This is a genomic window from Pirellulales bacterium (assembly GCA_036499395.1).
GTDB lineage: Bacteria > Planctomycetota > Planctomycetia > Pirellulales > JACPPG01 > JACPPG01.
In genome coordinates this window covers 381,944-407,536 of record DASYDW010000063.1, presented here as the reverse complement: position 1 = coordinate 407,536, position 25,593 = coordinate 381,944, and the positions used below count along the sequence as shown (strand labels likewise).

The following is a 25,593-nucleotide window of genomic DNA, read 5'->3' as shown; positions in this document are numbered from 1 at the left end:
TGCATCGTGCAATCAATTCACCGTACGAAATCTACGATTCTTTTTGGCGGCGATATTCGGCTTGCCGCTTCAGGCTGTCTTTGGTGAGCGACGGCAAGAGCCACCCCGTGGTTGCCGGCCATAGTGACGTTAACTTTGCCAGCCAACCACGGCTGCGGGGAAGCGTTACCTCGAGCGGTCGTCGCAGCAACACGTGGTCGAAAATCGCACTTCCGACGTCTTCGACGGTCAAGAATCGCTTCGAGCTAAACGTCAGCGCTGCGGCCGCGTGCGACATTTGCAGATCGAGCATGGGGGTCTCGACCGCGTCGGGACAGACGCACGAAACGCTGACGCCATGCTCGCGCAGCTCGTGTGCCACGGCCAGCGTGAAGCCGCGGACGGCGAACTTCGACGCCGTGTACGAGGCGATGCCTGGGATCGGCGCGATGCCGGCCATCGAGGCGATATTGATGATATGCCCATGCCCTTGGCGGACCATCTGCCGGGCGGCCGTTTGCGTGCCGAGCATCACGCCACGGGCATTGACGTCGATATGCAACAGCATCTCCTCGGGCGAGATGTCATACACGTAGCCCGGCTGAATGATACCAGCGACGTTGATCAGGACGTCGAGACGCCCGAATGTGTTTATTGTGCGGTCGACGGTGGTTCGCCAGGCGGCCGGGTCGCGCACGTCGAGCGTCGCTGTTTCGACCTGGGGCGAACGCCACGTTAGGCGCTGCGCCTCGCGGGCAAGTGCGTCGGCATTGAGATCCGTCGCCAGCAGGCTGTGTCCGGCCGCTACGGCGCGCTCGGCGAGGTGCCGGCCGATGCCGCTCGCGCAGCCGGTGATGAGAAAGACCTGCGGCGATGACGGGGCATGCATGCGCGGCGACATTTCGGCGGAAGATTTGCGATAGAGATGGCGTCGTTATTCTGGTCCGGCCGATGTCGTGCGGGAAGAGGGAAGGCTGGCGATGTTTTACGAGGATATGCACTGGCTATGTTCGCCATGCTTATTCCAGCCTTGCCGGAAAAAGCATGGCACGGGGAGTTGCCGGAAACGTTCGGCACAGGGCATCGAGTGGCGAAAGGCTAGGTTCCTTGCGTGCCGCGCATCAGGCGGCCGATTTCTTGTGCTTCCGCATTTGTGCTCTCTGCCAGGTGACGACTGACTTTTTCGCGCCGATCGGCAGAATGGTTTTGGCCGAGCTTCCATTTCGCCTCGAGCCGGATGATATCGATCTTAAACGCGACGATCTGTTTGACGAGCCGCCGGTTGTAGGTCGTCGTGGTGTCGAGCCGCCAAGGCCGGGGCATCGATTGTTCGTAGAAAGCGACGTAGTCCGCCACGACTTGCATCGCCACTTCCTCGTCGTCGATCATTTCGCACCGGCCGGTCGCGTGAACCGCCAGATAGTTCCAGGTTGGCACGACGTCGTCGGCTTCGTACCAGGTGGGCGAGATGTAGGCGTGCGGCCCGTTGAAAATAGCGAGCACCTCGGCGCCGGCCATGTCCCGTGAATGCGGATTCGCGCGGGACATGTGTCCGACTAGTTGGCCATGCGGCCCGACGTCGCGCCGCAAAAGCAGCGGCAGGTGGGTCCCGCAAAGTTCGCCGTCGCAGGCCGAGACGACCAGGCCAAAACTGTGCGCCTCGACAAAATCGAAGACGGCCGGTTGGTCGGGCCCCTGAAAATAATTCGGAATGTACATGGTTTTTGCTGAGAGGGCTGGAGCGATCGTTACAAGCTGGCTGGGGGACATGCCGGGAGTCGGGCAGGTTCGCTCCCCGCGACTGGCTTCGCCGTGGGGCGCGGCTAGGATTAGGGGGACGCTGGCGGCAGTTATACATCTCTCAGCGACCATTCCACAGCATCACTGTTCCCCAGCGCGCCGGTCTGGCGTGCGATCAGTCAATACCTTTCGGAGTACACGGCCGTGTCATACGGACAACGAGACGACTACGAATCCAGTCAAATGGCTTATGGGCCGGGGCGTGGCAATTCGGGCTGGAAGGTGCGGCTCATGCTGGCCGCGCTGATCGCGCTCGTTTCGATTATCTCGTTCTATGGCATGACGACCGAAAACCCGATCACGGGCGAACATCAACGCGTCGGCATGAGCGAGGACCAGGAAATCGCCATGGGACTGCAGGCCGCGCCGCAGATGGAAGCCGAGCACGGCGGTTTGAGCGCCAGCCCACAGGCACGCCAAACGGTGGATCGAGTCGGTGAGCGACTGTTACGATCGTTCGACGACGACCTTGCTAAGCACGGGCGGAAGAATCCTTACCCGTTTAAGTTTCATCTGCTGAACGATCCGAAGACGATTAATGCCTTTGCGCTGCCGGGCGGGCAGGTGTTTATCACGAGCGGTTTGTACAAGCTGCTCGAGACCGAGGGGCAGTTGGCCGGCGTGCTGGGACACGAGATCGGCCACGTACTGTCGAGGCACGGCGCCCAACAGCTTGCCAAGCAGCAGTTGACCCAAGGGCTGGCCGGCGCAGCCGGTATGGCGGGCGGGGATCAGAACACAGCGCAAATCGCGGCCCAGGTCGGGGCGCTTGTAAACATGAAGTACGGTCGCGGCGCTGAAACCGAAGCCGACCAATGGGGTGTGAAGCTGGCGGCCGAGGCAGGCTACGACCCACGCGCCATGATCGGCGTGATGCAGATTTTGGACAAAGCTTCAGGCGAGGGCGGTCCGCCAGAGATTCTCAGCACGCACCCGAAGCCGGCCAACCGGATCCAGTACATCAAGACCGTGATCCAGAAGGAATTTCCGAACGGCGTGCCGGACGGGTTGCAGCCGTAGCACCACGCTGCGGTGTTGCGTCTGCGATTGGCGATCCCGTAAGGTGCCTTATGGGCACCGTCGCGTCCAGCTTGGTTGCATGGTGCATACAGTGCATCCTTACAGCATGCACTTATCGCGGCTTGTCGCTGACGACCTTGCCGTCGATCACTGTGCCGATGCAGTGCGTGGTGTATTCGAAGGGATCGCCGTCGTAGAGTGCCAGGTCCCCGTCTTTGCCGACTTCAAGCGAGCCGACGCGGTCGGCAATGCCCAGGATCTTGGCCGCGTCGATCGTGATCGTCGATAGCGCTTGCTCGCGCGAAAGGCCGTTGGCGGCGGTCAGTGCGGCTTCGAACAGGACCACGCGAGTTTTCGGCACGTATGCTTCGTAACCGCTTTGCAGCGCGACCGGGATGCCGGCGTTTACGAGCCTGGCTGCCGTCTCGAAGCTGAGGTTCTCTTTGTCGTCCGTCGCCCGGGCCATCGAAGGATGCACGATCACGGGAACGCCGGCGGCCTTCAGATCGTCAATCGCCAGATAGGCTTCGGCCCCGCTGTCGAGAATGATCTTGATGTCGAATTCTTTCGCCAGCCGCAGGGCGCTTTGAATGTCCTGCAATCGATCGGCCGTGATGAGCAGTTTCAACTTGCCGTCGAGCACCTGCATTAATGTTTCTAGACGGAGATCGCGCGGCGGCGGCTCGGCCGGCTTGGCTTCTTTGGCGGGCTCGCCCGGCTTGGCCGGTTCGGCAGGTACGAGCTTGGCGGCTTTGCGAACCTTGTCGCGATATTCTCGGGCCTTGATCAACTCACCGCGAAGTAGGGCCATCATTTTGCCGCGCGTGCCGGGAGACTTGCCCTCTGGCTTTTCGGCGTTTGTGGCCAGCGTCGCCGCCACGGCGTAAGCATCGCGTAGCAGCGAATCGCCCACCGTGTTCCCGACGGTCTTCACGATCAAGGTCTGACCCGACATCAGCTCGCCAGGCGCGTGGCCGGTGTGAACCGTGGTGATGCCGAAGCCGCGCACCCATTCGATCAATTCATCCTGGGCGTTATAGGCGTCGATCGCGCGCATCTCGGGCTGGATCGGCGCCGAGCGTTCGAACTGATCCTGATCGCCTTGCTGATTCAAGAGCCCCGAGAATCCGACGGTTGCATGGGCGTCGACCAGGCCGGGCGTTACGACGGCCGCTTCGAGCACGCGGAAGCCGTCCGGCACTTTCACATCGGCAGCCTTGCCAAGGGTCACGATCTTGCCATCCTTCACGATGACGACACCGTCTTCGATCGGACGACCGGCCATCGTATAGACGGTTTTGCCGCGTACCGCGATCTGGGCGCGGACGCTTCCTGGCGATAACGCCACGAGAAGTCCACAGGCGATGCCAATCGGCGTTAATGATCGTCGCATTGGTTGAACCAGCGTCATTGTTGGTTGGCTTTCAGCAAGTGATCGAAGCAGCAGTAGTAAGGGGCCTGATCGTGGGCCGCCCCGTAGCCGCCGACGGCATAGAGATGGTCCTGAGCGTTTGTGCGGTCGAAGGCCTTATGACCGTCGACCCACGTTTCCAGCACGTGCGAATAAACGCTGAGAGGATCACCGTCGAGAATCACAAAATCGGCGTCTTTGCCTACGGCCAAACTGCCGATGCGATCCTGCAGTTCGAGCATCTCAGCCCCGGCGATGGTCAGAGCCTCGAGCGCCGCCTTGCGCGACATGCCGGCTCGCACGCCGAGCGCGGCCATGCGGCGAAAGACACGCGAGTCCGTGATCCAATCGTCGGTGTGGAAGGCGACACGGACCCCGGCCCGTTCGAGGACGCCGGCGTTGGACATTTGCATATCGCGGGCTTCGAGCTTGCCGCCGGGGGAATCGATCAGGATGACCGAGCAGGGACCCTTGGCCTTGGCGATTTCGTCCGCGACTTTATAGCCTTCGCTGACGTGATGCAGCACGACGCGGAAACCGAACTCCTGCGCCAGGCGGAGCACTGTCATGATGTCGTCGTGACGATGCGTATGATGATGCACGACGCGCTTGCCTTGCATCGCTTCGACCAGCGCTTCGAGATTCAGATCACGTGGCGGCAGCTTCTCGGGATCGCCTTTCGCCTGGTCGACCTTGTATTGATACTCGCGGGCTTTGATGTACTGGTCGCGAACCAGGAAGGCGCTCTTGCCGCGCGTGCCCGGAAACGGCGACGGCCGCATCGAGTTCGTGCCATTGGCCATTTTCAAGCCACCGGTGGGTTTGCCGGACGCGTCGAGAATGAACAGGTCGTCGATCTTGTCGGGCGTGTGCTCGCCGAAACGCAGCTTGAGATACACAGTTTGACCGCTGATCAAATGGCCTGAGCCGGGCATGACGTTGAGCGTGGTCAGCCCGCCAGCCAGAGCGCGCTTAAAGCCCGAATCGAGGATGTTGAGCGAGTCGAGAATTCGCACGCCGGGCTGAATCGGTCCGCTGCCATCGGCGCCGCCGATGCCGCCAATATGGCTGTGCGTGCAGATCAGGCCGGGCATGATGACGCGTCCCTTGGCGTCGACCTGCTTGGCGCCGTCGGGAATCTTGACCGACTCGCTCGGCCCGATCGCATGAATCTTTCCGTCGGCGATGATGAGCGTGCCCGAGGGAATTTCATCGCCGGCAATGGGGATGATCTTCGCGCCGACGAAGGCCGTGGGAGCGTCAACAGCCGCGCACGTGGCGGCCAGTGCAAACGACACAATCCCAAGCACAGCTGCGCGTATTGATGTTTGCATAGATCGTTTCAACTAAAGGTCGCGTCTGTTTCGTTCATTGCCGCAACACTCGACATGAGCATGGGGCAAGTGGAACGCTAGTGTTTTTGCCCCTCAGTCAGTGGGTAGCACTCTATCATAGTTCCTGCGGCGCGCGGGAAGAAGAATGAGGCCTGACGGAGGATCGAAAGCCCCTATTCCCCAAGGTCCTGCTCGTTGATCGAATCGAGATATTCCTGCGGAAAGATGTTCTCGGTGTCGTCCAAGCGTTTTTCCGCCGGATTGTCGTTCGGGTGTTTGACGGGTGTCGGTTTTAGCTCGGATTGTGGTTCGTCGGTGAATTGAGAAAGCCAGTATTCGACTTCACTGCGGGCCAAGGGGGTCGGCGGCTTGCGGACCTTGGGCTTAGCGTTGCGGTGGCGTTCGTTGCGCTTGGCCAGCACTTGCTCGTACCAGCGGTCACTGTCGATCGGCTGCGCCTTGCGGCGCCGGGCGGCGCGGTGCAAGCGGTGATCGCTCGACACGACCGTCAAGCGGCGGGGGGCGCTGTGCTTCTGGATCAAGTGCTCGATCAGTTCGTCGGCGCTTTCGTAGCCGGCGGCGAAGCGGACCGTGATGCCGCGGTACACCATTTCGCGCGGCAGGCCGGGGGGCGCCTGGCGGGCGTCGAAGACGACGGTCGTTGCGGCCAGTGCGGCGGGTTCGAGGGACTCGACAACGAAGTTCAGCAGGGCCAGCCGCGAACGTTCGAGGCTGCCCGGCCCCACGCCGGGAGCGATAATGCCCGCCGCATGCATCAGGTTATAGCCGTCGATAATCAGGGCCATAGAAGCTGCCGTCAACGCCACCCACGAAATAGACGCGACGACGGCTACGGCTCAGGCAGGGATCCCAAACAAGTCGCGAAACCATGCGACGAACCTTTTTGCAAGTTCGTTGTCGTGTCGGAAATAATGCGCTCGCATCGCTGTTCCGTACGGACATCCAGGTTCCTCTTGCCATGCCAACCAAGCATGAAGCTGCGCTTTTAAGCGGGCGGTTTCAGCAAACTTGGCGCCGATTTCTTTTGCGGTAGCTGTTGCAGTCTCGGAATGTCCGATAAGTGTATCGTCGGTCGAGATTAAATCGCGAAGGAAATGCTCTAGCGTCCCGTCTCGCTGGTTGTCCGGCATTAGCCAAACGCCAACACGGCTCCGGAATGTTGCCGACTGTCCGATGAACCCGCGCGGTTCCATTTCTTCTGGTGGTTCGAGACCAACAGAAAGCAATTTTGCGCGAACTGCAGCCCAGCGAGCTGCACGGTTAGAATCGGCGTCTACTACAAATGCGATCGGCCTGTCCGTAGATAGCTTTATTGCAGGCGCGATCAAGTTTATCAGCGCGTCAATCCCTCCGGACTTGGCTTTCATCTCAACCTGCTTGACTTCTGGATAGTTGGCAGGCCAAGGGGTTTTATCGTAGTCGATGCCGCTGCGGATTAGCAGGTGACGAATCGTATGGTCATCGTCAGACCCCTCGACGTAGAGTGTCGGCCTCTGCATGGATGAGGACATTATCGCGTCTCAACATTCTGGTTGGCGGCGATCATGATCTGCTCGGCATCAAGCGCTACGGCACGATTCAGCGATCGATCAATCTTCTGCATACTGACCTCGGCACCGAGATGCGGATAGTTCTCGCAAAGCCAGGCCAATCCGCGTATGCAGTCAAGGCTGTGTGTCGTTGCGAAGACGTGTATATTTTTTTCCAGCGCCGCGGTCGCGACGAGTCGCCACATCTCACCCATAATTGAATAGTGAAAGCCGGTGTCGATTTCGTCGATGAGAAGGAAACCATCTGAAGTTTGCGCAAGCGACAGCGATATCTCGAGCAGTCGCCGCATCCCATCGCCATGGCTACCAAGGGGCACGCGCCGCCGTTCGCCTTCAAATGCAGCGACGATCGTGTCTCGGACGCGCGCCGCCCGCTCTGCAGTCAGAAAAAAAATACCATTAAGACGTGGTTCAATAATCTGCAGCGCGCTGACGACTTCTGACTCGCGAGCCTCCACTACGATTCTGTTCCACATTGCCCCTAACGACCGTGGCTCTAACGAGTAGGGACTTACTAGCTCGACTGCCGGTGATGGCTCACGATCGCGACGTAAGTGGCGATTCGGCCGAAAGGCGTCACTTGAAAGCGCGCCGTCTTCAAAGACCGGGATTGCGATTTCGCGATCACCGTAGACTGAAAGGTACTGCGATTCGAGGATCAGGTCAGGGCGCCCCTCCTCAAAAAGTCGGCCTTGTTCGCTTCCTTCAGAAGCGGAAACTACGCGAACGTAAAGCTGGCCGAGTGGCTCTGCACTGATCGAAAAGCCGGTTCCAATCTGAAAGTCATGTCCGTAGAAGAAGTGCGATACATCCAAACTTGATTCCGAATTGTATCGATCGCGGCTTTCCGGCGCGAATATTCGTTCGCCACGTTGTGACGCATTTCTCGCCAGAACTATTGGATCGCCGCCAGTTACGAGCAGATGTATTCCTTCTAGGATCGACGTCTTTCCGCAGTTGTTCTTGCCGACAAGCAGATTGATTCGACGAAGCTCGGAAAGACCGAAATGTTGAAAGCCCCGGTAGTTCTCAAAGTCAAGTTCATCGATCATTTCAATATCCAGCTTGTCGTTGAACTGCGTGGCAACAGTGCGTAGCTTACCATGCAGAATTGATTCTCGGCCACCTGCCCGCCCCTCGCTTTACTGAAAGCATTGTATAAACGTAGAATCTCGACGGACGTATGACAGACGCAGCGATGGAGACTGCCGCGCCCGGCCGATTGCCGAATCTGACCGGGCGATTGGAGGCGGCAACCGGTTTCGCCGACGTCGTGACCAGCCTGCAAGCCGGGCATGGGGCCACGCTCGACGGAGTCTGGGGGTCGAGCTGCGCGCTGGTCGCGGCGGCGCTCTCGAACCATGCCCCGGGGCCGCTGGTGGTGGTTTGTGCTCATCCGGGCGACATCGACGATTTTCTCGACGACCTGTCGCTGTTCGCGCCGATCGAGGCTGCTCGATTTCCTTCCTGGGAGTCAACGACCACCGAGCAATTGATCCACGACGAGGTTTATGGCGACCGCGTACGGCTGCTGAAGCAATTGCTGTCAACGGATAAGAACGCCGCCACGCCGCGTGTCATCGTCACCAGCATTCAGGCGCTCGTGCAGCCGGTGCCGTCACGGGCCAGGCTGGGCGAGCAGACCCGCAGCATTCGGGTCGGCGATGCGGTCGAGGTCGATTCGCTCGCCCGCTGGCTGGCCGAGCAAGGCTTTCATAACACGAGCGCCGTCGAGCTGCCGGGTGAGTTTTCGACGCGCGGCGGGATTCTCGACATCTTTGCGCCCGACTGGTACGAGCCGGTTCGGATCGAGTTCTTCGGCGACGAAGTTGAATCGATTCGCCGCTTCGAGGTGGCCAGCCAGCGCAGCTTGGCTTCGCTCGATGCCGTTGACGTGACGGTCCTCGACCGTACGGCGATCGATCACGAGCATTTCACCGCGTACCTGCCGCAGGGAAGTTGGTTCCTGCTTGTCGAGCCGGCCGAGCTCGAGCAAGAGGGAAAACACTATTTAACACGGCTCGACCGACCCCAGGATTTTCACGCCGTTAATGAAGTGCTGAAGCAGGTCTATCGATTTCCTTCAGTGACGGCGGCGAGCATCGCGGCGGCGTCATTGGAGACGAGCTGCCATCTGAAGATTGAATCGGTCGAACGGTTCAGCGGCGACATTGCGAAGGTGCGCAACGAGCTCGATATGGTGGGGGCCGGGCAACAGGTCTATGTCGTCTGCCAAACCGAGGCCGAAGCACGACGCTTGCTAGACGTGTTCGCCGAGACGCGCTTGGCGCGAGAAGGGCATCTGCACTTCCCGCTTGGCCACTTGCGCGAAGGGTTTCGACTGGTGTCGGACGCCATCGCGCTCGTGAGTGGCAACGAGCTGTTCCATCGCGCGGATTTGACACGTCCTAGCCGGCGCCGTTTAGGACGCGTGATCGACAGCTTTCTAGAGCTGCGCGAGGGGGACTATGTCGTTCACCTGTCGCACGGCATTGGGCGTTACCTGGGCCTGAAACTCTTAGAGAAGGAGGATCAGGCCGAGGAGCATCTGGAGATCGAATTCCACGGCGGCACGAAAATCTTCGTGCCCAGCTCGAAGATCGATCTCGTGCAAAAGTATGTCGGCGGCGCGAAGAGCCGGCCGACACTCGCGCATATTGGTGGGCGGACGTGGGGCCGGCAGAAGGAAGCCGCACAGCGGGCCGTGATCGATATGGCCAGCGACATGCTCGATCTGCAAGCGCGCCGCGCATCGCAGCCGGGCATCACGTTTCCCGAAGATTCCGAGTGGCAGAAGGAGTTCGACGCCTCGTTTCCGTACACAGAAACGCCCGATCAACTCACGGCGATCGCGGCGATCAAGGCCGACATGCGCGCGCCGCGTCCGCTCGATCGGTTAATCTGTGGCGACGTCGGTTATGGAAAAACCGAGTTGGCGATGCGGGCCGCGTTCAAAACCGTGGATACCGGATATCAGGTGGCTGTGCTGGTGCCGACCACGGTGCTGGCCGAACAGCACGGCCGGACATTTCGCGCGCGGATGGCTGAATTCCCTTTCAAGATCAAGGTCTTAAGTCGCTTTTGCTCGACAAAGGAAGAGCGGCAGGTCATCGAGGGGTTGGCCGACGGATCAGTTGACATCGTGATCGGCACTCACCGGCTGGCGCAAGCGGATATCCGCTTCGAGAATCTTGGCCTGCTCGTGATCGATGAAGAACAACGCTTCGGCGTCGACGTCAAAGAAAGGCTCAAGGCGCTGCGCTCGATCGTCGACGTTTTAACGATGACGGCCACGCCAATTCCGCGCACGTTGCACATGTCGCTGTTGGGGTTGCGCGACATCTCGAACCTGGAAACGCCGCCGGCCGATCGGCTGGCCATCGAGACACGCGTCGCGCGATCGAATCCCGAGATGATCCGCCATGCGGTGTTGCGCGAGCTGAACCGGGGCGGCCAGATGTTCTTTGTCCACAATCGTGTACATGACATCGAGAACCTGGCGATCCGCTTGCGACAGATCGTGCCCGAGGCGCGGATTCGCGTCGGCCACGGACAGATGCCTGAAGGCGAGCTGGAAGATGTGATGTTAGACTTCGTCGATCACAAGTTCGACATGCTGCTTGCGACGACGATCATCGAGAGCGGGCTCGACATCCCTAGTGCGAACACGATGTTCATCGATCAGGCCGACATCTATGGCCTGGCCGACCTGCACCAGTTGCGCGGCCGCGTCGGGCGTTATAAGCATCGGGCGTATTGCTATCTGCTGCTGGATCCGAATAAGGCCCTGTCGCCGAACGCGGCGAAGCGATTGCATGCGATCGAAGAGTTTTCGGACATGGGGGCCGGTTTTGCCATCGCCATGCGCGATCTGGAAATTCGCGGCGCTGGCAATATTCTGGGGACCGAGCAAAGCGGTCATATCTCGGCCGTGGGGTACGAGCTGTACTGCGAGTTGCTTGAGCAAGCCGTGCGGCAACTGAAAAAAATGCCGGCGCGCAAAATCGTCGATGTGCATGTCGACCTGCCGGGCGAGGCTTACATTCCCCGCCGATATGTGCCGGACATGCGTTTCAAGATCGACCTGTACCGGCGGCTGGGACGAATCGGCACGCCGGAGGAGCTGAGCGATCTGACGGCCGAGTTGGCCGATCGTTTCGGGCCCTTGCCGGACCAGATGCAGCGTTTGCTATCACTGGTCGAGATTCGAATTCTGGCCCAGCGTTGGGCTTTGGAGTCGATCCACCGGGAAGAAGGCTTCATCGTAATGCGCTATCGCAACGCGAACCTGATCCAGCAGCTAGCAAAGCATCCGAAGTCGCGATTGCGGGTCGTTGACGGTCGCAGCGCTTATCTGCCGGTTCGCAAGGATCTTACCAATCCCGATTCGATCCACGCGGTCATCAAAGCGCTGTTGCGAGCGGATTGAGCTTTCCTCTACAATCCCCACCCGCGCCAGGTTTCTGTGGCCGGCGCGTGCGACCTATCTCCGTCTGTTCGTCAATCATTTCCGAATTCAAGCGGCGCGCGAGGTTCGCCAGGCGGGCGAATGCTGCGCGCCAGAACGTGGAAAGACGAGCTTCGATTGCCACGTAGGGCATCCCAGATTGATCTCTCTGCCGGCGCGGCGCGAAAGCAGCCGTCGCGGATTGCCGGCTGCGCGCTCGTGATCCTTATGGCCGTGGTCGCGACAGGCGACGCGTTCGCCCAGGATCCGAGCGATCCGTACGCTCCGCAGCAGATGATGCCGGTGCCGTTTGGGCAAAGCCCGCAGATGAACCCGAACAACTTCATGATGCCGGGACCGCCGGGCAATGTCGGCACCCCTGCACGTCCTGCAGGATGGCCCGGATCGCCGCCGCCACCAGAGCAGCAAAACGTCGTGCCGATGGGCAAGGCGGGGGCCGTGCCCAATGCGGCGCGGACCGTGGCAGGTACGCCGCAGGGTGGCGCACCACCACCCGGTGCCCCGGGGGCGGTGAACGGTGGCGCATCGCTTCCTCCGAGCGCGAAGTGGAACGGGGACGAGCGTTCGATGCAATTCGATTTGCTCGATCTGGACGGCGCGCGCATCGTGGCGCGAATTGGGCCGGAAGTGATCCAGGAGAGCGAAGTCAAAAGCTACATCGAGGAAGTCCTAGAGCAGAATGCCTCGAAAATTCCTCCGCAGCATTTGGAGAAGGTGCGCGAAAAGTTGATGCGCGACCGCCTCAACCATTTGGTCGAGATCAAGCTGGCGCTGGTCGACGCGCAGCGCAAAGTTCCGACCGACACGTATCCGAAGATCGTGGACGGCTTGGGGGAAGAATTCGAGAACAAGGAAGTCCGCCGCAAGCTCAAGCAATTGAACCTGGGCACGCGCGGCGACCTGGAAGAAAAGCTGCGCCTGCACGGCACGTCGATTGAACGGGAAAAACAGGCTTTTGTCGAGCAACAGTTGGCCTTCGGCTGGATCGGACAGCAAACCCGCACCAAGCACGAGGTCACGCACGAGGATATGCTGGCCTACTATCTCGAACATATCGAGAACTATTCCTTTCCGGCCCAGGCACGGTGGGAGGAATTGCGAGTGCGGACAACCAATTTCCCGAATCGCGACGCGGCCCGTCAGGCGCTGGGAGAGTTAGGAAACGCCGTGCTGCAGGGGGCCAACTTCGCCGAAGTCGCCAAGGCGCGCTCGCAGGGACCAACGGCCGCGATCGGCGGCCAGTACGATTGGACGACCGAAGGAAGCCTCGCTTGGGAGATACTCGATCAGGCGATCTTCTCGGTTCCCGTGGGACGCCTGAGCCAGATTCTGGACGACGGCCGCAGTCCCACCATGTCCATCGTGCGGGTCGTTGAACGGAAGGAAGCCGGACGGCGACCATTCACCGAGGTGCAGGTCGAGATCAAGGAGAAGTTGGCGGTCGCGCATACCGAGAAGGACAAGCAAAAGTTGCACGAGTACGTCGACAAGCTGCGCGACCAGATTCCGATCTGGACGATCTACGACGACGATCCGAAGACCGACGCGACCGCCGCCAAAGAGCCCTCGGCCGACGGTTCGAAGGCCAACACTACGATGCGGCCTGCGACCCCGGCGATGGGGGCGAAAACACCGCGACCGAATCCTTACCTCCGCTAGAGGCCGGTCGCGAGTCAGGCTTGCTTCTCAGGTTAGGGGCGCCGTGGCCGTGTTTGCCGCGGTCATCTCATTTCCCGAAGATCTCAAAGACTTTGAGGCGCAGCTTTTCGCAGATTTGAAAATACGTGCCTGCCGAAGTCGTCCCCTCTGAGTAATCTGTGAAATCTGCGGATGAATCCTCCACGCGCGCACCCTGGTGTACGAGCGATGCCTTCGAACGATCCTCATGTTGCGTTACGACGAAACGTCGAAATCAAGGCGCGGCTGCGCGATCTCGAACAGGCCCGCACCTTGGCGGCCGAGCTTTCCGGTGGAACGCCGCAAGTGCTGCGGCAAACCGATACTTATTTTCGCTGTGCCGTTGGCCGGCTGAAGCTGCGCCAATTTTCGGATGCGGTTGCCGAGTTGATCGCATACGCGCGGCCCAACGACGTATCGCCGCGGGCGAGCCAATACCGCATTGTGCCGGTGGCCGACGGCGAGTCACTGCGAGAAGCGCTGAGCATGTCACTGGGAGTGCTCGTCGTGGTGGCGAAGGATCGCGAGGTTTCACATTACAAAAACGTGCGAATTCATCTCGATCGGGTGGAGCAGCTGGGGACGTTCCTGGAGTTCGAGGCCGTGCTGGAATCGGCGGCGCACCAGTCTGAGGGGGAAGCACTTGTTCGCGAGTTGACGAGCCGATTTGGCCTGCTGCCCGCAGACTTAATCGCCGAGTCGTATAGCGATATGGTGCTGCACTCTATTTCGCAGCCTCCTAAGTAGTTGCTCCGGACCATCTGTCCAACGGTGCGATTACCGCATCTTCTATTAGCAGGATGAATACTGCGCGTGGCGAATTGTAGAATGAGTCTAGCGCCGGTAAACTGCGTTCCTCACCCGCCATCTATCGCCTACCGGCTACGGAGCGCTGAAAATGAGTTCGGTCGTGAATCAAAACGCCGTGCCGGCGAAAACCGCGAAATTGAACCTCGGCGACGTCGAAATCGACGTGCCAATTATCGAGGGGAGCGAAAACGAGAAGGCGATCGACATCAGCCACCTACGGGCTGAGAGCGGGTTCATCACGCTGGATGAGGGGTACGTCAACACGGGCGCCACGACAAGCGCGATCACGTTCCTGGACGGCGAAAAAGGGGTGCTCCGGTATCGCGGCTACCCGATCGAGGTGCTGGCCAAGGAGTGTCGCTTCCTCGAGACCAGCTATCTGTTGATCTACGGCGAACTGCCGAATGTCGAGCAGCTCGAGACGTTTCGCAATAATCTTCGCCGGCACTCAATGCTGCACGAGGAGATGAAAGCTTTCTACAACGGCTTTCCGCGCGACGCGCATCCGATGGCGATTCTCAGTTCGGTCGTCGGGGCGTTATCGACGTTCTATCAAGACTCGCTCGATCCGCGCGATCCCAAGCAGGTCGAGATTTCGGTTTACCGTTTGATGGCCAAGCTGCCGACGATCGCGGCATTCAGTTACAAGAAGTCGATCGGCCAGCCCTTTGTCTATCCGCAAAATGACCTGGGGTATTGCGAAAACTTCCTGCGGATGATGTTCGCCGTTCCCAGCGAGCCCTATCAGATCGATCCTGATTTTGTCGAAGCCTTGAACCTGCTGTTGATCGTGCATGCCGACCACGAACAAAACTGCAGTACTTCGACGGTGCGGATGGTGGGTTCGAGCAATGCCAACCTGTTCGCGTCGATCTCGGCCGGCATTTGTGCCTTGTGGGGACCGCTGCACGGCGGAGCGAACCAGGCCTGCATCGAGATGCTCGAACAGATTCGCGCCGGCGGCGGCGACGTGGGCCGGTACGTCGAAATGGCCAAGGACAAAAACAGCGGCTTCCGGCTGATGGGCTTCGGGCATCGCGTTTACAAGAACTTCGACCCTCGCGCTACGATCATCAAGAGTGTGTGCGATCGGCTGCTGGTAAAAACGAAGATTCAAGGTTCGATCTTCGAAATCGCCCGGCACTTGGAAACGACGGCCCTGTCGGATCCGTATTTCATCGAGCGCAAGCTGTACCCCAACGTCGATTTCTACTCCGGCATCATCTACCGCGCGATGGGCATTCCCGAGCAGATGTTCACGGTGCTGTTCGCCATCGGCCGTTTGCCGGGCTGGATTGCGCACTGGATGGAAATGCACGCTTCGCCGACGAAGAAGATCTGCCGTCCGCGGCAGATTTACACGGGGCCGACCCGGCGAGAATTCGTGCCGCTCGAAAAGCGGTAACGGGCCGGGACTCGCGCCGAATCTCTCCTAGTTGAGCGGTACGGTCGTGCCTCGACGAGGTCGGCCACCGAATGTTTCTGCGCCGCGCAATCTCTCGCTAGCGGCTGCTTTCTTGCGCCCTTTGCCCTCTGGCTGGCCGTACGGTTTTCCGGACCCGCAAAGTTTAACACGCCCCCACTGCGCTGCGTCTGCTTCGATTGGCGCGAACGGTCCGTTTGAACCGATAGGAACACGTAGGGGAAGAGCGCGGCCATCGACCAACGGTGGCCCGATCGGGGGCGCTAATCCATGGCGCTTTCTCACCGCGCGTGGGAATGAGGAGCTTGACGTGAATCGAGCCTGTCGAATTGCTCGGGTACTTTCGCTCGCAATGTTGTGGTTGGCCAGCAACGTGGCCACGCAGCAGGCCGCTGAGATGCAATCGGCGCGCGTCATGCCGATGCGCGGTTCCTCCGGTAGCGCCGGGCCTCCGGTGTTGACGGCGGTCAGTCTCAGTCCTGATGGCCGGATGTTTGCCACCGGCGGTGACGACCACATCGTGCGGATCTGGAATCTCGAGGACGGGGCGCTCGTGCGCGAGCTACGCGGCCACACCGATTGGGTGCGCACCGTTGCGTACAATCCCAAAGGCCAGACCATTGCCTCGGCGGGTGACGATCATCACGTTCTGTATTGGGACGCGTCGACGGGGAAGTTGCGGCAGACGTTGCCCGGCCCCTCGCAAGTGGTTTATTGCCTGGCCTTCAGCCCTGACGGCAAATTGCTGGCCGCCGCGGGCTTCGATAATAAAGTTCGTCTGTATGACGGCGTGGCAGGAACGCCGATTCGCGAACTGGTGGCGCCATGCGCCGACATTCGCGCGGCGGCGTTTTCGGCAGACGGCAAGAGCTTCGCTGCTGCGGGGCGCGATGGCCGGGTGCGCATTTGGGATTACCAGACGGGCGCCGTACTGCGTGATATCAGTGCGCATCGGCAACGCGTACATGCGCTGGGCTTCTCGCCCGACGGCGCGCAGTTGGCCTCGGGGGGCGATGACCGCTTCCTGCGTCTGTGGAACGCCGAGAGTGGCGCCGAGCTGCTATCGATTCCCAGCCGGCCCGGCAAGATTCACGCACTGCGTTATCTCACGCCAGAAAAGCTTGTGACGGGGGCCAGTGACAATACGATCCGCATCTGGGATTTGAAGTCGGGCAAGGAAGAGTCGCGCTTGCTGGGGCACACCGGCAGTGTTTCGTCGCTCGATTATCGCACCGAGACAGGTGTTCTCATCTCGGCTGGCTTCGACACCTCCGTACGTCTGTGGACCCCGCTTGCCACAGAAGGAAAGGTCGTCGAAGAAAACCGCAATCGGACGACGCGGTAATTCCGCCACATCTCGCGCAAATGGACGGTTCCGTCCGGCGCCACGCTCGCAAGGAGGTTGATCGTGGGCTTCTTCAGCAACATATTGCGTTTTTCCCGCCGCCGTTCGACGGCCGAACTGAGGACGGCGCTCCGCCCACGCGACAGCTTGTACCATCGCTGCCGTATCGAAGAGATGGAAGAGCGGCGCTTGATGGCCGCGGATGTAAACCTGGGCCTGGTCTACTACGATCCGGGCAGTGGCGAGGACAACATCCCCAACGTGTTTCAGGTTCAGTTCAACGGTGGCGCCGATGGCACGCAGTTAACGCACCTGTTGATCAATACGGACAAGCTTGGCGACGGCCTGAACAATGGCGATCCGTTCTTCAATACAACCGCCGGCGGACCCGGCGTCTATGGCTATCATCCGTTTCAGGTCGTCTCGAGTGATGGCGTCACGGTGACGAGTGTGACCGTCGTCAATGGCGGACAGTCGCTCGATTTGACCTTCTCGGGTTTCACCGCGGGCAAGACACTGGTCTTTTCGATCGACGTCGACGAAATGGGCCTCACTCCACCGGCCAGCGCCGTGGTGGAAGGGGCCGAGTTCGCCGGCTCGCACGCGATCGCGACGTTCACGGCACCGCATTACTACGATTTGACGAAGTCCGATACCTTCGTCGACGCTTTCGATCCGAAGTTCGCCGGCACCGGTTTGACGTTGCCGCACGACAACTACGATCCGCCAAATCCGCAGCCGTCTTCGGTGCTCACGGCTGGTGCGCTTGTGACTGGCCCGCAGATTGTTCTGCCCAGCAGCCTCAGCGGTATCGTCTACGAAGATCACAATCTAGACAACATTCAGGAGACCGGAGATCCCGGTATTCCCAATGTCGCGCTGACCTTGTACCAGTGGGACGGCGAAGAGTACATCAGCACCGGCCTGACGACGACGACTGACGCCAACGGCGCCTATCATTTCAGCAACTTGCAGCCGGGGCAGTACCAGGTTCGCGAGACGCAACCTAGCGGCTACTTCAGCGTCGGCGCTACGGCCGGCACGGTCAACGGCATGACCGATGGCGTCGTGACCAACGCCGACACGATCAGCAGTGTGGCGCTGTTGGGGGGTGATAACAGCCTTCAAAATGATTTCGCCGAGGCGCTCCCCGGCAAGATCAGCGGCTATGTCTATTACGATCCGGACAACAATGGCGTGAAGGAAACCGGCGAGCCGGGCATTCCCAACACGACCGTCGATCTGTTCGATTCGAACCTGAACCTGATCGGCACCACCAAAACCGATTCCAATGGGTACTACCAGTTCACCGACCTGAAGTACGGCAACTACACGGTCGAAGAAGAGCAGCCTGGCGGATACCTCGACGGCAAGGACAGCGTCGGCTCGGTCGGTGGAACGCTCGCGCCGCCGGATGGCATTACGAACATCACGCTGATGTCAGGCACCAATGCACAGAACTACAACTTCGGTGAATTGCTGCCGGCCACGATCTCGGGCATGGTGCATGTCGACATGAACGGCGACTGCATTTACGAGCCGGGCGAGCCGCTGTTGGCGGGTGTGACGATCCAGTTGCTCGATTCGAACGACAAGGTCATCGCCACGACTACCACGGATCAGAACGGGCAGTACAAATTTTCGAACCTGGCTCCGTTTGCGTCTTACACGGTCCACGAAGTGCAGCCCAATGGCTACTTCGAATTCGGCGATACGGTCGGCTCGGCTGGCGGCACGCTGCAAGGACTGGACACGATCGTAGGCGCGACGCCGGGGTCGGGAGAAAACGCTACGGATTACAACTTCTGCGTGCAGGCTCCGGCCAGCATCTCGGGCATGATCCACGTCGACCTGAACGGCGACTGCATTTACGAGCCGGGCGAGCCGTTGTTGGCGGGGGTCACGGTGCAGTTGCTCAATGCGAGCAACCAGGTCGTCGGCACCACCACGACCGACGAGAACGGTGAGTACACGTTTACAGGCCTCCAGCCAGGCATTTACACGGTGCATGAAGTGCAGCCGGCCGGCTACTTCGAGTTCGGCGATACCGTCGGCTCCGTGGGTGGCACTCTGCAAGGCTTGGACACGATCGCCGCCGTTACGCACGGCTCGGGTGTGAACGCCACGGATTATGATTTCTGCGTGCAAGCTCCGGCGAGCATCTCGGGCATGATTCACGTCGATCTGAACGGCGACTGCATTTACGAGCCGGGCGAGCCGCTGCTGGCCGGCGTGACCGTGCAATTGCTCAACGCAAGCAATCAGGTCGTCGGCACCACCACGACCGACGAGAACGGTGAGTACACGTTTACGGGCCTCAAGCCAGGCACTTACACGGTGCATGAAGTGCAGCCGGCCGGTTACTTCGAATTTGGCGATACCGTCGGCTCCGTGGGTGGTACGCTGCAAGGCTTGGACACGATCGCCGCCGTTACGCTCGGCTCGGGCGTGAACGGCACGGATTATGATTTCTGCGTGCAAGCTCCGGCGAGCATCGCCGGCATGATCCACGTCGATCTGAACGGTGATTGCATCTACGAACCGGGCGAGCCACTGCTGGCCGGCGTGACCGTGCAATTGTTCAACTCGCAGAATCAGGTCGTGGCCACGACGACGACTGATGAGATGGGCGAATACAAGTTCTCCGGCCTGAAGCCGGGAAGTTACACGGTGCATGAAGTGCAACCGGCCGGCTACTTCGAGTTCGGCGATACCGTCGGCTCGGTGGGTGGCACGCTGCAGGGGCTCGATACCATCGCCAATGTGACGCTCGGTTCGGGCGTCGATGCTACGGATTATGACTTCTGCGTGCAGCCTCCGGCGACGCTGGCTGGCATGATCCACGTCGATCTGAATGGCGATTGCGTTTATGAGCCAGGCGAACCGCTGCTGGCTGGCGTTACTGTGCAATTGTTGAATACGGACAACCAGGTCGTCGCCACGACCGTTACGGATCAAAACGGCCAGTACCAGTTCACAGGCTTGCGCGCCGGCAGCTATACGGTACACGAGGTGCAACCAGCCGGTTACTTCGAATTCGGCGATACGGTCGGTTCGGCCGGCGGCACGTTGGCGGGGCTCGATACGATCACGAACATTACTCTCGGCGCCGGCGTCAACGCCACGGATTACAACTTCTGCGTGCAAGCGCCTTCGAGCATCTCCGGCATGGTACACGTCGACCTGAATGGCGACTGTGTCTACGAGCCGGGCGAGCCGCTGTTGGCCGGCGTGACGATTCAGCTTCTCGACTCGAACAACCAGGTCGTCCGCACCGCGGTCACCGACCAGAACGGCATGTACAGCTTTACTGGCTTGCATGCCGGCACGTACACCGTGCATGAAGTCCAGCCGAACGGCTTCACGGAATTCGGAGCCAGCGCCGGATCGGTCGGAGGCATCGTGGTGGGCGTCGATACGATCACGGAGATCCCGCTTGGATCGAATATCAACGCCACGGATTACGACTTCTGCGAGAAGGGGCAGTTGGCGTTCCTGGCGCCGTCGGTCTTCCAGGCGCCCAGCTTGCAACCGATGGCCAATCCGCCCACGCCGATCATCATCATTCCGACGATCCAGGCGTTTCCGGCCACACAGCCGCTTAGCCTCTACTACGGCGGTGGCTACGCCTATGGCTATACGTGGCACTTGAGCGTTATCGACGCCGGCGAACCGCGCGGCACGAACGCCACGGCCCCGCAAATCTCGATGGTCAGTATGAAGAGTGACCCCTTCGCGATGGAGGGAGAAGACGTTCACAACTCGGAATGGATGTTGGGCAACGGAGAAGGCGAAGAGGGCGTAAAGAAATTCGTCCGCTTCGGTATGCGAAACGGCATCCCCGTCACTGGCGACTTCAACGGCGACGGTATCACGGACGTCGGCTTCTTTTACGGCGGCGAGTGGTTCATCGATCTTGATGACAACGGCCAATGGGACCAAGGGGACTTGTGGGCCAAGCTCGGTCATGAAGGGGACTTACCAGTTACCGGCGACTGGGATGGTGACGGTAAGACCGACATCGGCATCTTCGGTCGGGCGTGGCCGGGTGATCCGTCGGCCATTCGCCACGAGCCGGGCTTGCCTGCGCCGGAAAACACCAAGAGCGGTCCGACGAAGAACGTACCGCCGCGCACGGACGAAGCGGCGCTCGGCTTCCGCACGCTTAAGCACACCTCGAAGGGAGATTATCGCGCGGACGTCATCGACCACGTGTTCCATTACGGCACGCCTGGGGACATTCCGGTCACTGGGGATTGGCACGGCACGGGCGTACACACGATCGGCTTGTTCTACAAAGGACGCTGGCTGCTGGATGCCAACGGTGACGGCAAGTGGACCGAAACGGACCACGACTTCCAATACGGCCGGGACGGCGATCAACCGGTCGTTGGTGACTTCAACGGTGACGGCGTCGACGAGCTCGGCGTGTTCCGCGACGGCATCTGGTACGTCGATACCAACAACGATCGCCTGTTGGATGCCAAGGACAAGTTGTTCCAACTCGGCTCGCCCGGCGACGTGGCGGTCGTGGGCGACTGGAACGGCGACGGCATCGACGAGCCGGGCGTGTATCACCCGAGCCGGGGCACAGCCGCTGCACCGGCCGCAGCCGCACCGACGGCGACCGAGTAGCGCCTGCGACAATCAAAACAGTTGCGACGAGTTGGGCGCACGCGTCCCTCGTCGTAACTTGCAGGGGCGGTGACGCGCAGTCTCGATCTAGCACGCGCGTCACGCATCGGAACCTGCGCGAACAGGGCAATGATCGCGCGCTGGACGAATGCCCTTTTTTTGGCGCTCCGCGTTGCGCATCGCGTGGGGTGTTCTCTATCGCGGCGGCTTGCGTCTCGCCGCTACGTCCTTACGGCTGGCGTAATCGTCACAGCTTAACGCTGCGCGCTTTGCGCCCGTACTGATTTTGCCGGCGAAGGTACGCCATTTCCGCAAAATTGGTACACTCCGAATTGCATGAAAACTCTCAAGCCCACGCCCTTGATGCGGACTATAGTTCCGTTGCCGGGTTCCCGGCGACGCCGCATCATGCGGCCCCATGTCTTGTCAGAGCATCATGTCAAACGCACCTTGGAGAGACTGTCATGGGTTGGCATTTCCTTGCGCCGCTGCGCCAGTTCGCAGCCGGGGCGCGTTGGATTTTATTGTGGGCTGGATCGTCGGCTGTCGTTGGGTCTTGGCTGTGCGCGGTAAGCGTCGCCAATGATGCAGTAACGGCAGCCGCGGTCGAGGCCGATGTCCCTGAGCCCGTTTACCTGCTGCGCTTAAGCGTGATCAACGGCGGATTGCCGCGCGATACGGGACAGACGCCGGGCGAGAACGAGGCGCTGCCTGCCGGCACGGCCGAGCCGTTTGCCGAGAGCCGGCCTGAACTCGATCGTTCGCACTTCGCAAACGATGAGCAAGAAGGTACGGGCACTGACGCAACGGCCCGCGCGGCCACGACCACGGATAACCGAGGTAAATTCGTTCCCATTGCTGGTGACTTCGACGGCGACGGCGACAGCGAAACGGGCATCTTTCGCGCCGGCGAATGGTTCATCGATCTCAACGGCAATGGCACGTGGGATCAGGACGACCTGTGGGCCCGCCTGGGCGAGGAGGGAGACCAACCGATCGTAGGCGATTGGGACGGCGACGGTAAAGACGACATCGGCGTCTATGGCCAACAGGTGGTGGCGAACGTCGATAGTGCGCCGGCCGAGCGAGGCTTGCCCGACGCGAACAACGATGTCGTTCGCGACGATCAAAATGACACCGCGGCGCAGACCGGCCGGCCGGTGCGCTACCTGAAACGTGGCGCGGACGGCGACGTGCGCAGCGACGCGGTCGAGCACGTGTTGAACCTGAACACCGATTACGGCCAGGTCGTTGCCGGCGATTTCAACGGCGACGGTATCGACACGGTGGCCATCTTCCGCGACGGGCATTGGACGATCGACGTTAACGGCGATGGTCAAATTACGGACGCCGACGTCCAGAAGGATTTTGGGCAGGCTGGCGATCAGCCCGTGGCCGGCGACTTCGACGGTGACGGCATTGATGAAGTTGGCATCTATCGCGACGGCACCTGGCTGATCGCGATTGAAAAAGACGGTGAGGCAACCACCACCGAATTGCAACTTGGTGGTCCAGGCCGGTTGCCGGTCGTGGGGGACTTCGACGGTGATGGCCGTGACGACGCGGCTGTTTATCGCAACTTTTAAAGAATTGCTGCCGGTGCGCAATCTTACTGGCAGCGAATGTGAGTGTTCGTAGCGATCAGTTTCTCCGTGCGAGCCGGCGGTGAATGTCACAAGTGCATTCACCGTCGGTTTTTTTTGCGTATAGGGCTCGTCGCTGTGGACCGTGGCCGTCGCGCGCCTAGGCCTTCTTCAGCTTTTCGAGTTCGGCCGTGACCTCGGCCAGTTCCTTTTCCAGCCGGACAACTTCGGACGGCTCGTCCATCTGCTTCTTCGCGCCGGCGAGTTGCAAACGCAGCTTCTGCAGACGCGTATTCAACAGGTCGATACGTTTCTTGGCCTTTTTGTCCATGGCTGAGGGCTCGAACCTGTGGGAATCGTATGCGGGGCTGTCGCGATTGGGATCGTGGCTTATTGCTCGGTCGTGATCACCGCGGCGGCAGGGGGTGCCTTCAGCGGCGAGTTCATGGTGATGTTCCGCATCACACCCGAAATGCAAACCAGCAACACCGCCAGCGCGATGTTCAGGTTCAGAAAGGGGCGCGGATTCTGCCGCACCCGCTGGGCCGTGCTCGATCGGCCCGACAGAATGCTGGCGATCGCAAAGATCGCCAAGGCCAGTAGAACCTTGATGCCGAACAGTGGATGGTAAAGCGGCGGAAACTTGTACTTCGCGTTAAGCGTGAAGAAGTTATAGAAACCGCTGATCAGCAGGAACGTGATCGACGCCATGACCCATTTCGACCATCGCGACCGAATGGCCTCGTGGAACGTTTTGCGTTGCGCCTCGGGCAATTCGCCGAGCGCCGGCACCAGGGCCGCGCGCATGAAGATCGTTCCTCCCACGGCGATGATGGCGGGCAGAATGTGCAGCCAACGAAATGCCACGCTGACGAAATCAATGTCCACGCCGTGATTCTCCGCGGAGAGAAATTGCCAAAGGATTATGACGAACCGTGCCGGTAGATCGTAGGTCGCGGCGCGTCGACTGTCCAGGTAGGGGGCAACTATGCTGATTTCAAGTCGGTCACTTCACCCCTTATAATGCTCTGCGGCGGCAGGCACTCCAAGCCGGTAAACCTTGCGCGCATGCGTTCGAGTTTGCCTCTCTGGGGCTACCCCAGGGGATCGTGAAGTTCTTGCCATTCGTCGCGTGAGGGCTGATGCGCTGCACGCATACCGTCTCACGCTAGACCAGACTCGTTGGAGTGTCCTGCCGCTTTTCTTCGATCTATGCACCGACCTGCAGATATCGCGAGCGCCCTGGCGACGGTTTTTCTCGCCGACGTTCTGGATGCCCAGGGAATGGCAAAGCGCGGCGCTCAACTACTCGGGCGCCGGTGGCGGTGGCTCTTGCCGCTGGCGCGCCGCGCGTGCATGGAGTTTGGCGATCGACCACCCCCTCGCCAACGCGTCCTCGCGCAATTTATCGCGTGCGACGACGGTTTTCATCGGGCGTGTCAGAACGAGGCGATCAAAATCATCGATCGCGTTGCAGCCAAACCCGAGATGCGGAAGGTGGGGGTCGCGAATGCCTGGGATGTGCCCACGATCAGGACGACAGGCGAGTTGGCTGCCTGGTTGTGCGTAACCATGCGCAACCTCGAGTGGTACGCCGATCGCGGTGATCTAAACGGCAAGCAAAGCACCTTGGCCTTGCGACATTATCATTATCGAGTGCTTGCCAAGTGCGCGGAGCAGATTCGCCTGATCGAAGCACCGAAGCTTCAATTGAAGAGGCTGCAAAGACAGATCCTGACGGGCGTCCTCGAACGAATACCCGTCCACGATGCGGCGCATGGCTTTCGCCGTGGACGCTCGATCAAAACTTTTGCGGCGCCCCACGTCGGAAAAGACGTCGTACTGCGATTGGACCTGAAAGAGTTCTTTCCCTCGATCCGGGCTGCGCGAGTCCAAGCCCTGTTTCGCACGGCCGGCTACCCCGAACGCGTTGCCGATTTGATGGCCGGGCTATGTACTCACGCCACGCCGGTTGACGTGTGGCGAGAAGCAGCAATCGACTTCGATGATCGACTGCGCGTGGCCCGCAATCGATATTCGTGTCGTCATCTTCCTCAAGGGGCCGTGACCTCGCCGGCGATCGCGAATCTGTGCGCTTACCGGCTCGACTGCCGGATCGCCGGTCTCGCGGGAAAGGTCGGAGCCACCTATACGCGGTATGCAGACGACCTAGTCGTCTCAGGCGGCGCGGATTTCGCGCGCGTGGTTAAACGCTTCGGCCTGCACATAGCCGTTATCGCGGCTGAGGAAGGTTTTGCGGTCAACCATCGGAAAACTCGCATCATGCGCGCTGGCGTCTCGCAACACGTGGCAGGCATTGTTGTGAATGAACGATTGAACACGCACCGCCAGGATTACGATCGGCTGAAGGCCATCCTCACGAATTGCGTACGGCACGGCGTCGTTGAACAGAACCGAGAACATCACGGCGATTTTCAAGCTCATCTACGCGGACGGATTTCCTTTGTCGAGTCGATCAACGCGTCACGTGGGGCGCGGCTGCAGGCGATCTTCGAGAGAATTTCCTGGTAACAAAA

General features: G+C 60.3%; 18 protein-coding genes. 9 read left to right on the top strand and 9 right to left on the bottom strand.

The window, feature by feature from the left end:
* Positions 1-31: 31 nt before the first annotated feature.
* The gene (locus VGN12_10950) at positions 32-868 is read right to left on the bottom strand and encodes an SDR family oxidoreductase (GenBank protein ID HEY4309960.1); all 837 of its coding nucleotides are present in this window, start codon (positions 866-868) and stop codon (positions 32-34) included.
* Positions 869-1,077: 209 nt separating this feature from the next.
* Positions 1,078-1,749 carry an FMN-binding negative transcriptional regulator gene (locus VGN12_10945; GenBank protein ID HEY4309959.1) on the bottom strand — a complete coding sequence of 224 codons (672 nt, stop codon included), beginning with the start codon at positions 1,747-1,749 and terminating at the stop codon, positions 1,078-1,080.
* A gap of 174 nt (positions 1,750-1,923) precedes the next feature.
* Between VGN12_10945 and VGN12_10940 the strand changes: the two genes are divergently transcribed.
* A complete protein-coding gene (locus VGN12_10940) occupies positions 1,924-2,799 on the top strand; it encodes a M48 family metallopeptidase (GenBank protein HEY4309958.1) in 876 nt (291 codons plus the stop codon).
* Positions 2,800-2,911: 112 nt separating this feature from the next.
* Here the strand turns inward: VGN12_10940 and VGN12_10935 are convergent, their stop codons facing one another.
* From VGN12_10935 to VGN12_10915, 5 genes are all read right to left on the bottom strand, one after another.
* Positions 2,912-4,192 (bottom strand): amidohydrolase family protein, encoded by a 1,281-nt coding sequence (locus tag VGN12_10935; GenBank protein HEY4309957.1) that lies wholly within the window; start codon positions 4,190-4,192, stop codon positions 2,912-2,914.
* A gap of 14 nt (positions 4,193-4,206) precedes the next feature.
* Positions 4,207-5,544 (bottom strand): amidohydrolase family protein, encoded by a 1,338-nt coding sequence (locus VGN12_10930; GenBank protein ID HEY4309956.1) that lies wholly within the window; start codon positions 5,542-5,544, stop codon positions 4,207-4,209.
* A gap of 173 nt (positions 5,545-5,717) precedes the next feature.
* Positions 5,718-6,350: an NYN domain-containing protein gene (locus VGN12_10925; protein HEY4309955.1), complete on the bottom strand. Its 633-nt coding sequence runs from the start codon at positions 6,348-6,350 to the stop codon at positions 5,718-5,720.
* A gap of 51 nt (positions 6,351-6,401) precedes the next feature.
* On the bottom strand, positions 6,402-7,076 hold the full coding sequence (locus VGN12_10920) for a DUF3226 domain-containing protein (protein HEY4309954.1): 675 nt from the start codon (positions 7,074-7,076) through the stop codon (positions 6,402-6,404).
* Positions 7,076-8,167 carry an AAA family ATPase gene (locus tag VGN12_10915; protein ID HEY4309953.1) on the bottom strand — a complete coding sequence of 364 codons (1,092 nt, stop codon included), beginning with the start codon at positions 8,165-8,167 and terminating at the stop codon, positions 7,076-7,078. The genes VGN12_10920 and VGN12_10915 overlap by 1 nt, the downstream gene beginning before the upstream one ends.
* A 131-nt stretch (positions 8,168-8,298) precedes the next feature.
* On the opposite strand from VGN12_10915, the gene mfd reads away from it, so the two are divergent.
* From mfd to VGN12_10880, 7 genes are all read left to right on the top strand, one after another.
* The gene (gene mfd, locus VGN12_10910; GenBank protein ID HEY4309952.1) at positions 8,299-11,544 is read left to right on the top strand and encodes a transcription-repair coupling factor; all 3,246 of its coding nucleotides are present in this window, start codon (positions 8,299-8,301) and stop codon (positions 11,542-11,544) included.
* A 156-nt stretch (positions 11,545-11,700) separates the two neighbouring features.
* Positions 11,701-13,242 carry a peptidyl-prolyl cis-trans isomerase gene (locus VGN12_10905; GenBank protein ID HEY4309951.1) on the top strand — a complete coding sequence of 514 codons (1,542 nt, stop codon included), beginning with the start codon at positions 11,701-11,703 and terminating at the stop codon, positions 13,240-13,242.
* Between the two features lie 207 nt (positions 13,243-13,449).
* On the top strand, positions 13,450-14,007 hold the full coding sequence (locus VGN12_10900) for a class IV adenylate cyclase (GenBank protein HEY4309950.1): 558 nt from the start codon (positions 13,450-13,452) through the stop codon (positions 14,005-14,007).
* A 151-nt stretch (positions 14,008-14,158) separates the two neighbouring features.
* The gene (locus VGN12_10895; GenBank protein ID HEY4309949.1) at positions 14,159-15,475 is read left to right on the top strand and encodes a citrate synthase; all 1,317 of its coding nucleotides are present in this window, start codon (positions 14,159-14,161) and stop codon (positions 15,473-15,475) included.
* A 328-nt stretch (positions 15,476-15,803) separates the two neighbouring features.
* Complete coding sequence (locus VGN12_10890; protein HEY4309948.1) at positions 15,804-16,838, top strand: WD40 repeat domain-containing protein; 1,035 nt, start codon at positions 15,804-15,806, stop codon at positions 16,836-16,838.
* A 63-nt stretch (positions 16,839-16,901) separates the two neighbouring features.
* The gene (locus tag VGN12_10885; GenBank protein HEY4309947.1) at positions 16,902-21,473 is read left to right on the top strand and encodes an SdrD B-like domain-containing protein; all 4,572 of its coding nucleotides are present in this window, start codon (positions 16,902-16,904) and stop codon (positions 21,471-21,473) included.
* Positions 21,474-21,937: 464 nt separating this feature from the next.
* The gene (locus tag VGN12_10880; protein ID HEY4309946.1) at positions 21,938-23,059 is read left to right on the top strand and encodes a VCBS repeat-containing protein; all 1,122 of its coding nucleotides are present in this window, start codon (positions 21,938-21,940) and stop codon (positions 23,057-23,059) included.
* Between the two features lie 157 nt (positions 23,060-23,216).
* On the opposite strand, the gene VGN12_10875 is transcribed toward VGN12_10880, so the two are convergent.
* Positions 23,217-23,387 (bottom strand): hypothetical protein, encoded by a 171-nt coding sequence (locus VGN12_10875; protein HEY4309945.1) that lies wholly within the window; start codon positions 23,385-23,387, stop codon positions 23,217-23,219.
* Positions 23,388-23,446: 59 nt separating this feature from the next.
* On the bottom strand, positions 23,447-23,944 hold the full coding sequence (locus VGN12_10870) for a hypothetical protein (protein HEY4309944.1): 498 nt from the start codon (positions 23,942-23,944) through the stop codon (positions 23,447-23,449).
* A gap of 324 nt (positions 23,945-24,268) precedes the next feature.
* Between VGN12_10870 and VGN12_10865 the strand changes: the two genes are divergently transcribed.
* Positions 24,269-25,588 carry a reverse transcriptase family protein gene (locus VGN12_10865; protein HEY4309943.1) on the top strand — a complete coding sequence of 440 codons (1,320 nt, stop codon included), beginning with the start codon at positions 24,269-24,271 and terminating at the stop codon, positions 25,586-25,588.
* Positions 25,589-25,593 lie beyond the last annotated feature (5 nt).

Excerpts from the sequence above, each read along its gene's own strand:
- VGN12_10895 (HEY4309949.1), top strand. The coding sequence starts at position 14,159 with ATGAGTTCGGTCGTGAATCAAAACGCCGTGCCGGCGAAAACCGCGAAA.
- VGN12_10930 (HEY4309956.1), bottom strand. The coding sequence starts at position 5,544 with ATGCAAACATCAATACGCGCAGCTGTGCTTGGGATTGTGTCGTTTGCA.
- VGN12_10875 (HEY4309945.1), bottom strand. The coding sequence starts at position 23,387 with ATGGACAAAAAGGCCAAGAAACGTATCGACCTGTTGAATACGCGTCTG.
- VGN12_10950 (HEY4309960.1), bottom strand. The coding sequence starts at position 868 with ATGCATGCCCCGTCATCGCCGCAGGTCTTTCTCATCACCGGCTGCGCG.
- VGN12_10935 (HEY4309957.1), bottom strand. The coding sequence starts at position 4,192 with ATGCGACGATCATTAACGCCGATTGGCATCGCCTGTGGACTTCTCGTG.
- VGN12_10945 (HEY4309959.1), bottom strand. The coding sequence starts at position 1,749 with ATGTCCCCCAGCCAGCTTGTAACGATCGCTCCAGCCCTCTCAGCAAAA.
- VGN12_10920 (HEY4309954.1), bottom strand. The coding sequence starts at position 7,076 with ATGTCCTCATCCATGCAGAGGCCGACACTCTACGTCGAGGGGTCTGAC.
- VGN12_10865 (HEY4309943.1), top strand. The coding sequence starts at position 24,269 with ATGCACCGACCTGCAGATATCGCGAGCGCCCTGGCGACGGTTTTTCTC.
- VGN12_10900 (HEY4309950.1), top strand. The coding sequence starts at position 13,450 with ATGCCTTCGAACGATCCTCATGTTGCGTTACGACGAAACGTCGAAATC.
- VGN12_10880 (HEY4309946.1), top strand. The coding sequence starts at position 21,938 with ATGGGTTGGCATTTCCTTGCGCCGCTGCGCCAGTTCGCAGCCGGGGCG.
- VGN12_10915 (HEY4309953.1), bottom strand. The coding sequence starts at position 8,167 with ATGATCGATGAACTTGACTTTGAGAACTACCGGGGCTTTCAACATTTC.
- mfd (HEY4309952.1), top strand. The coding sequence starts at position 8,299 with ATGACAGACGCAGCGATGGAGACTGCCGCGCCCGGCCGATTGCCGAAT.
- VGN12_10925 (HEY4309955.1), bottom strand. The coding sequence starts at position 6,350 with ATGGCCCTGATTATCGACGGCTATAACCTGATGCATGCGGCGGGCATT.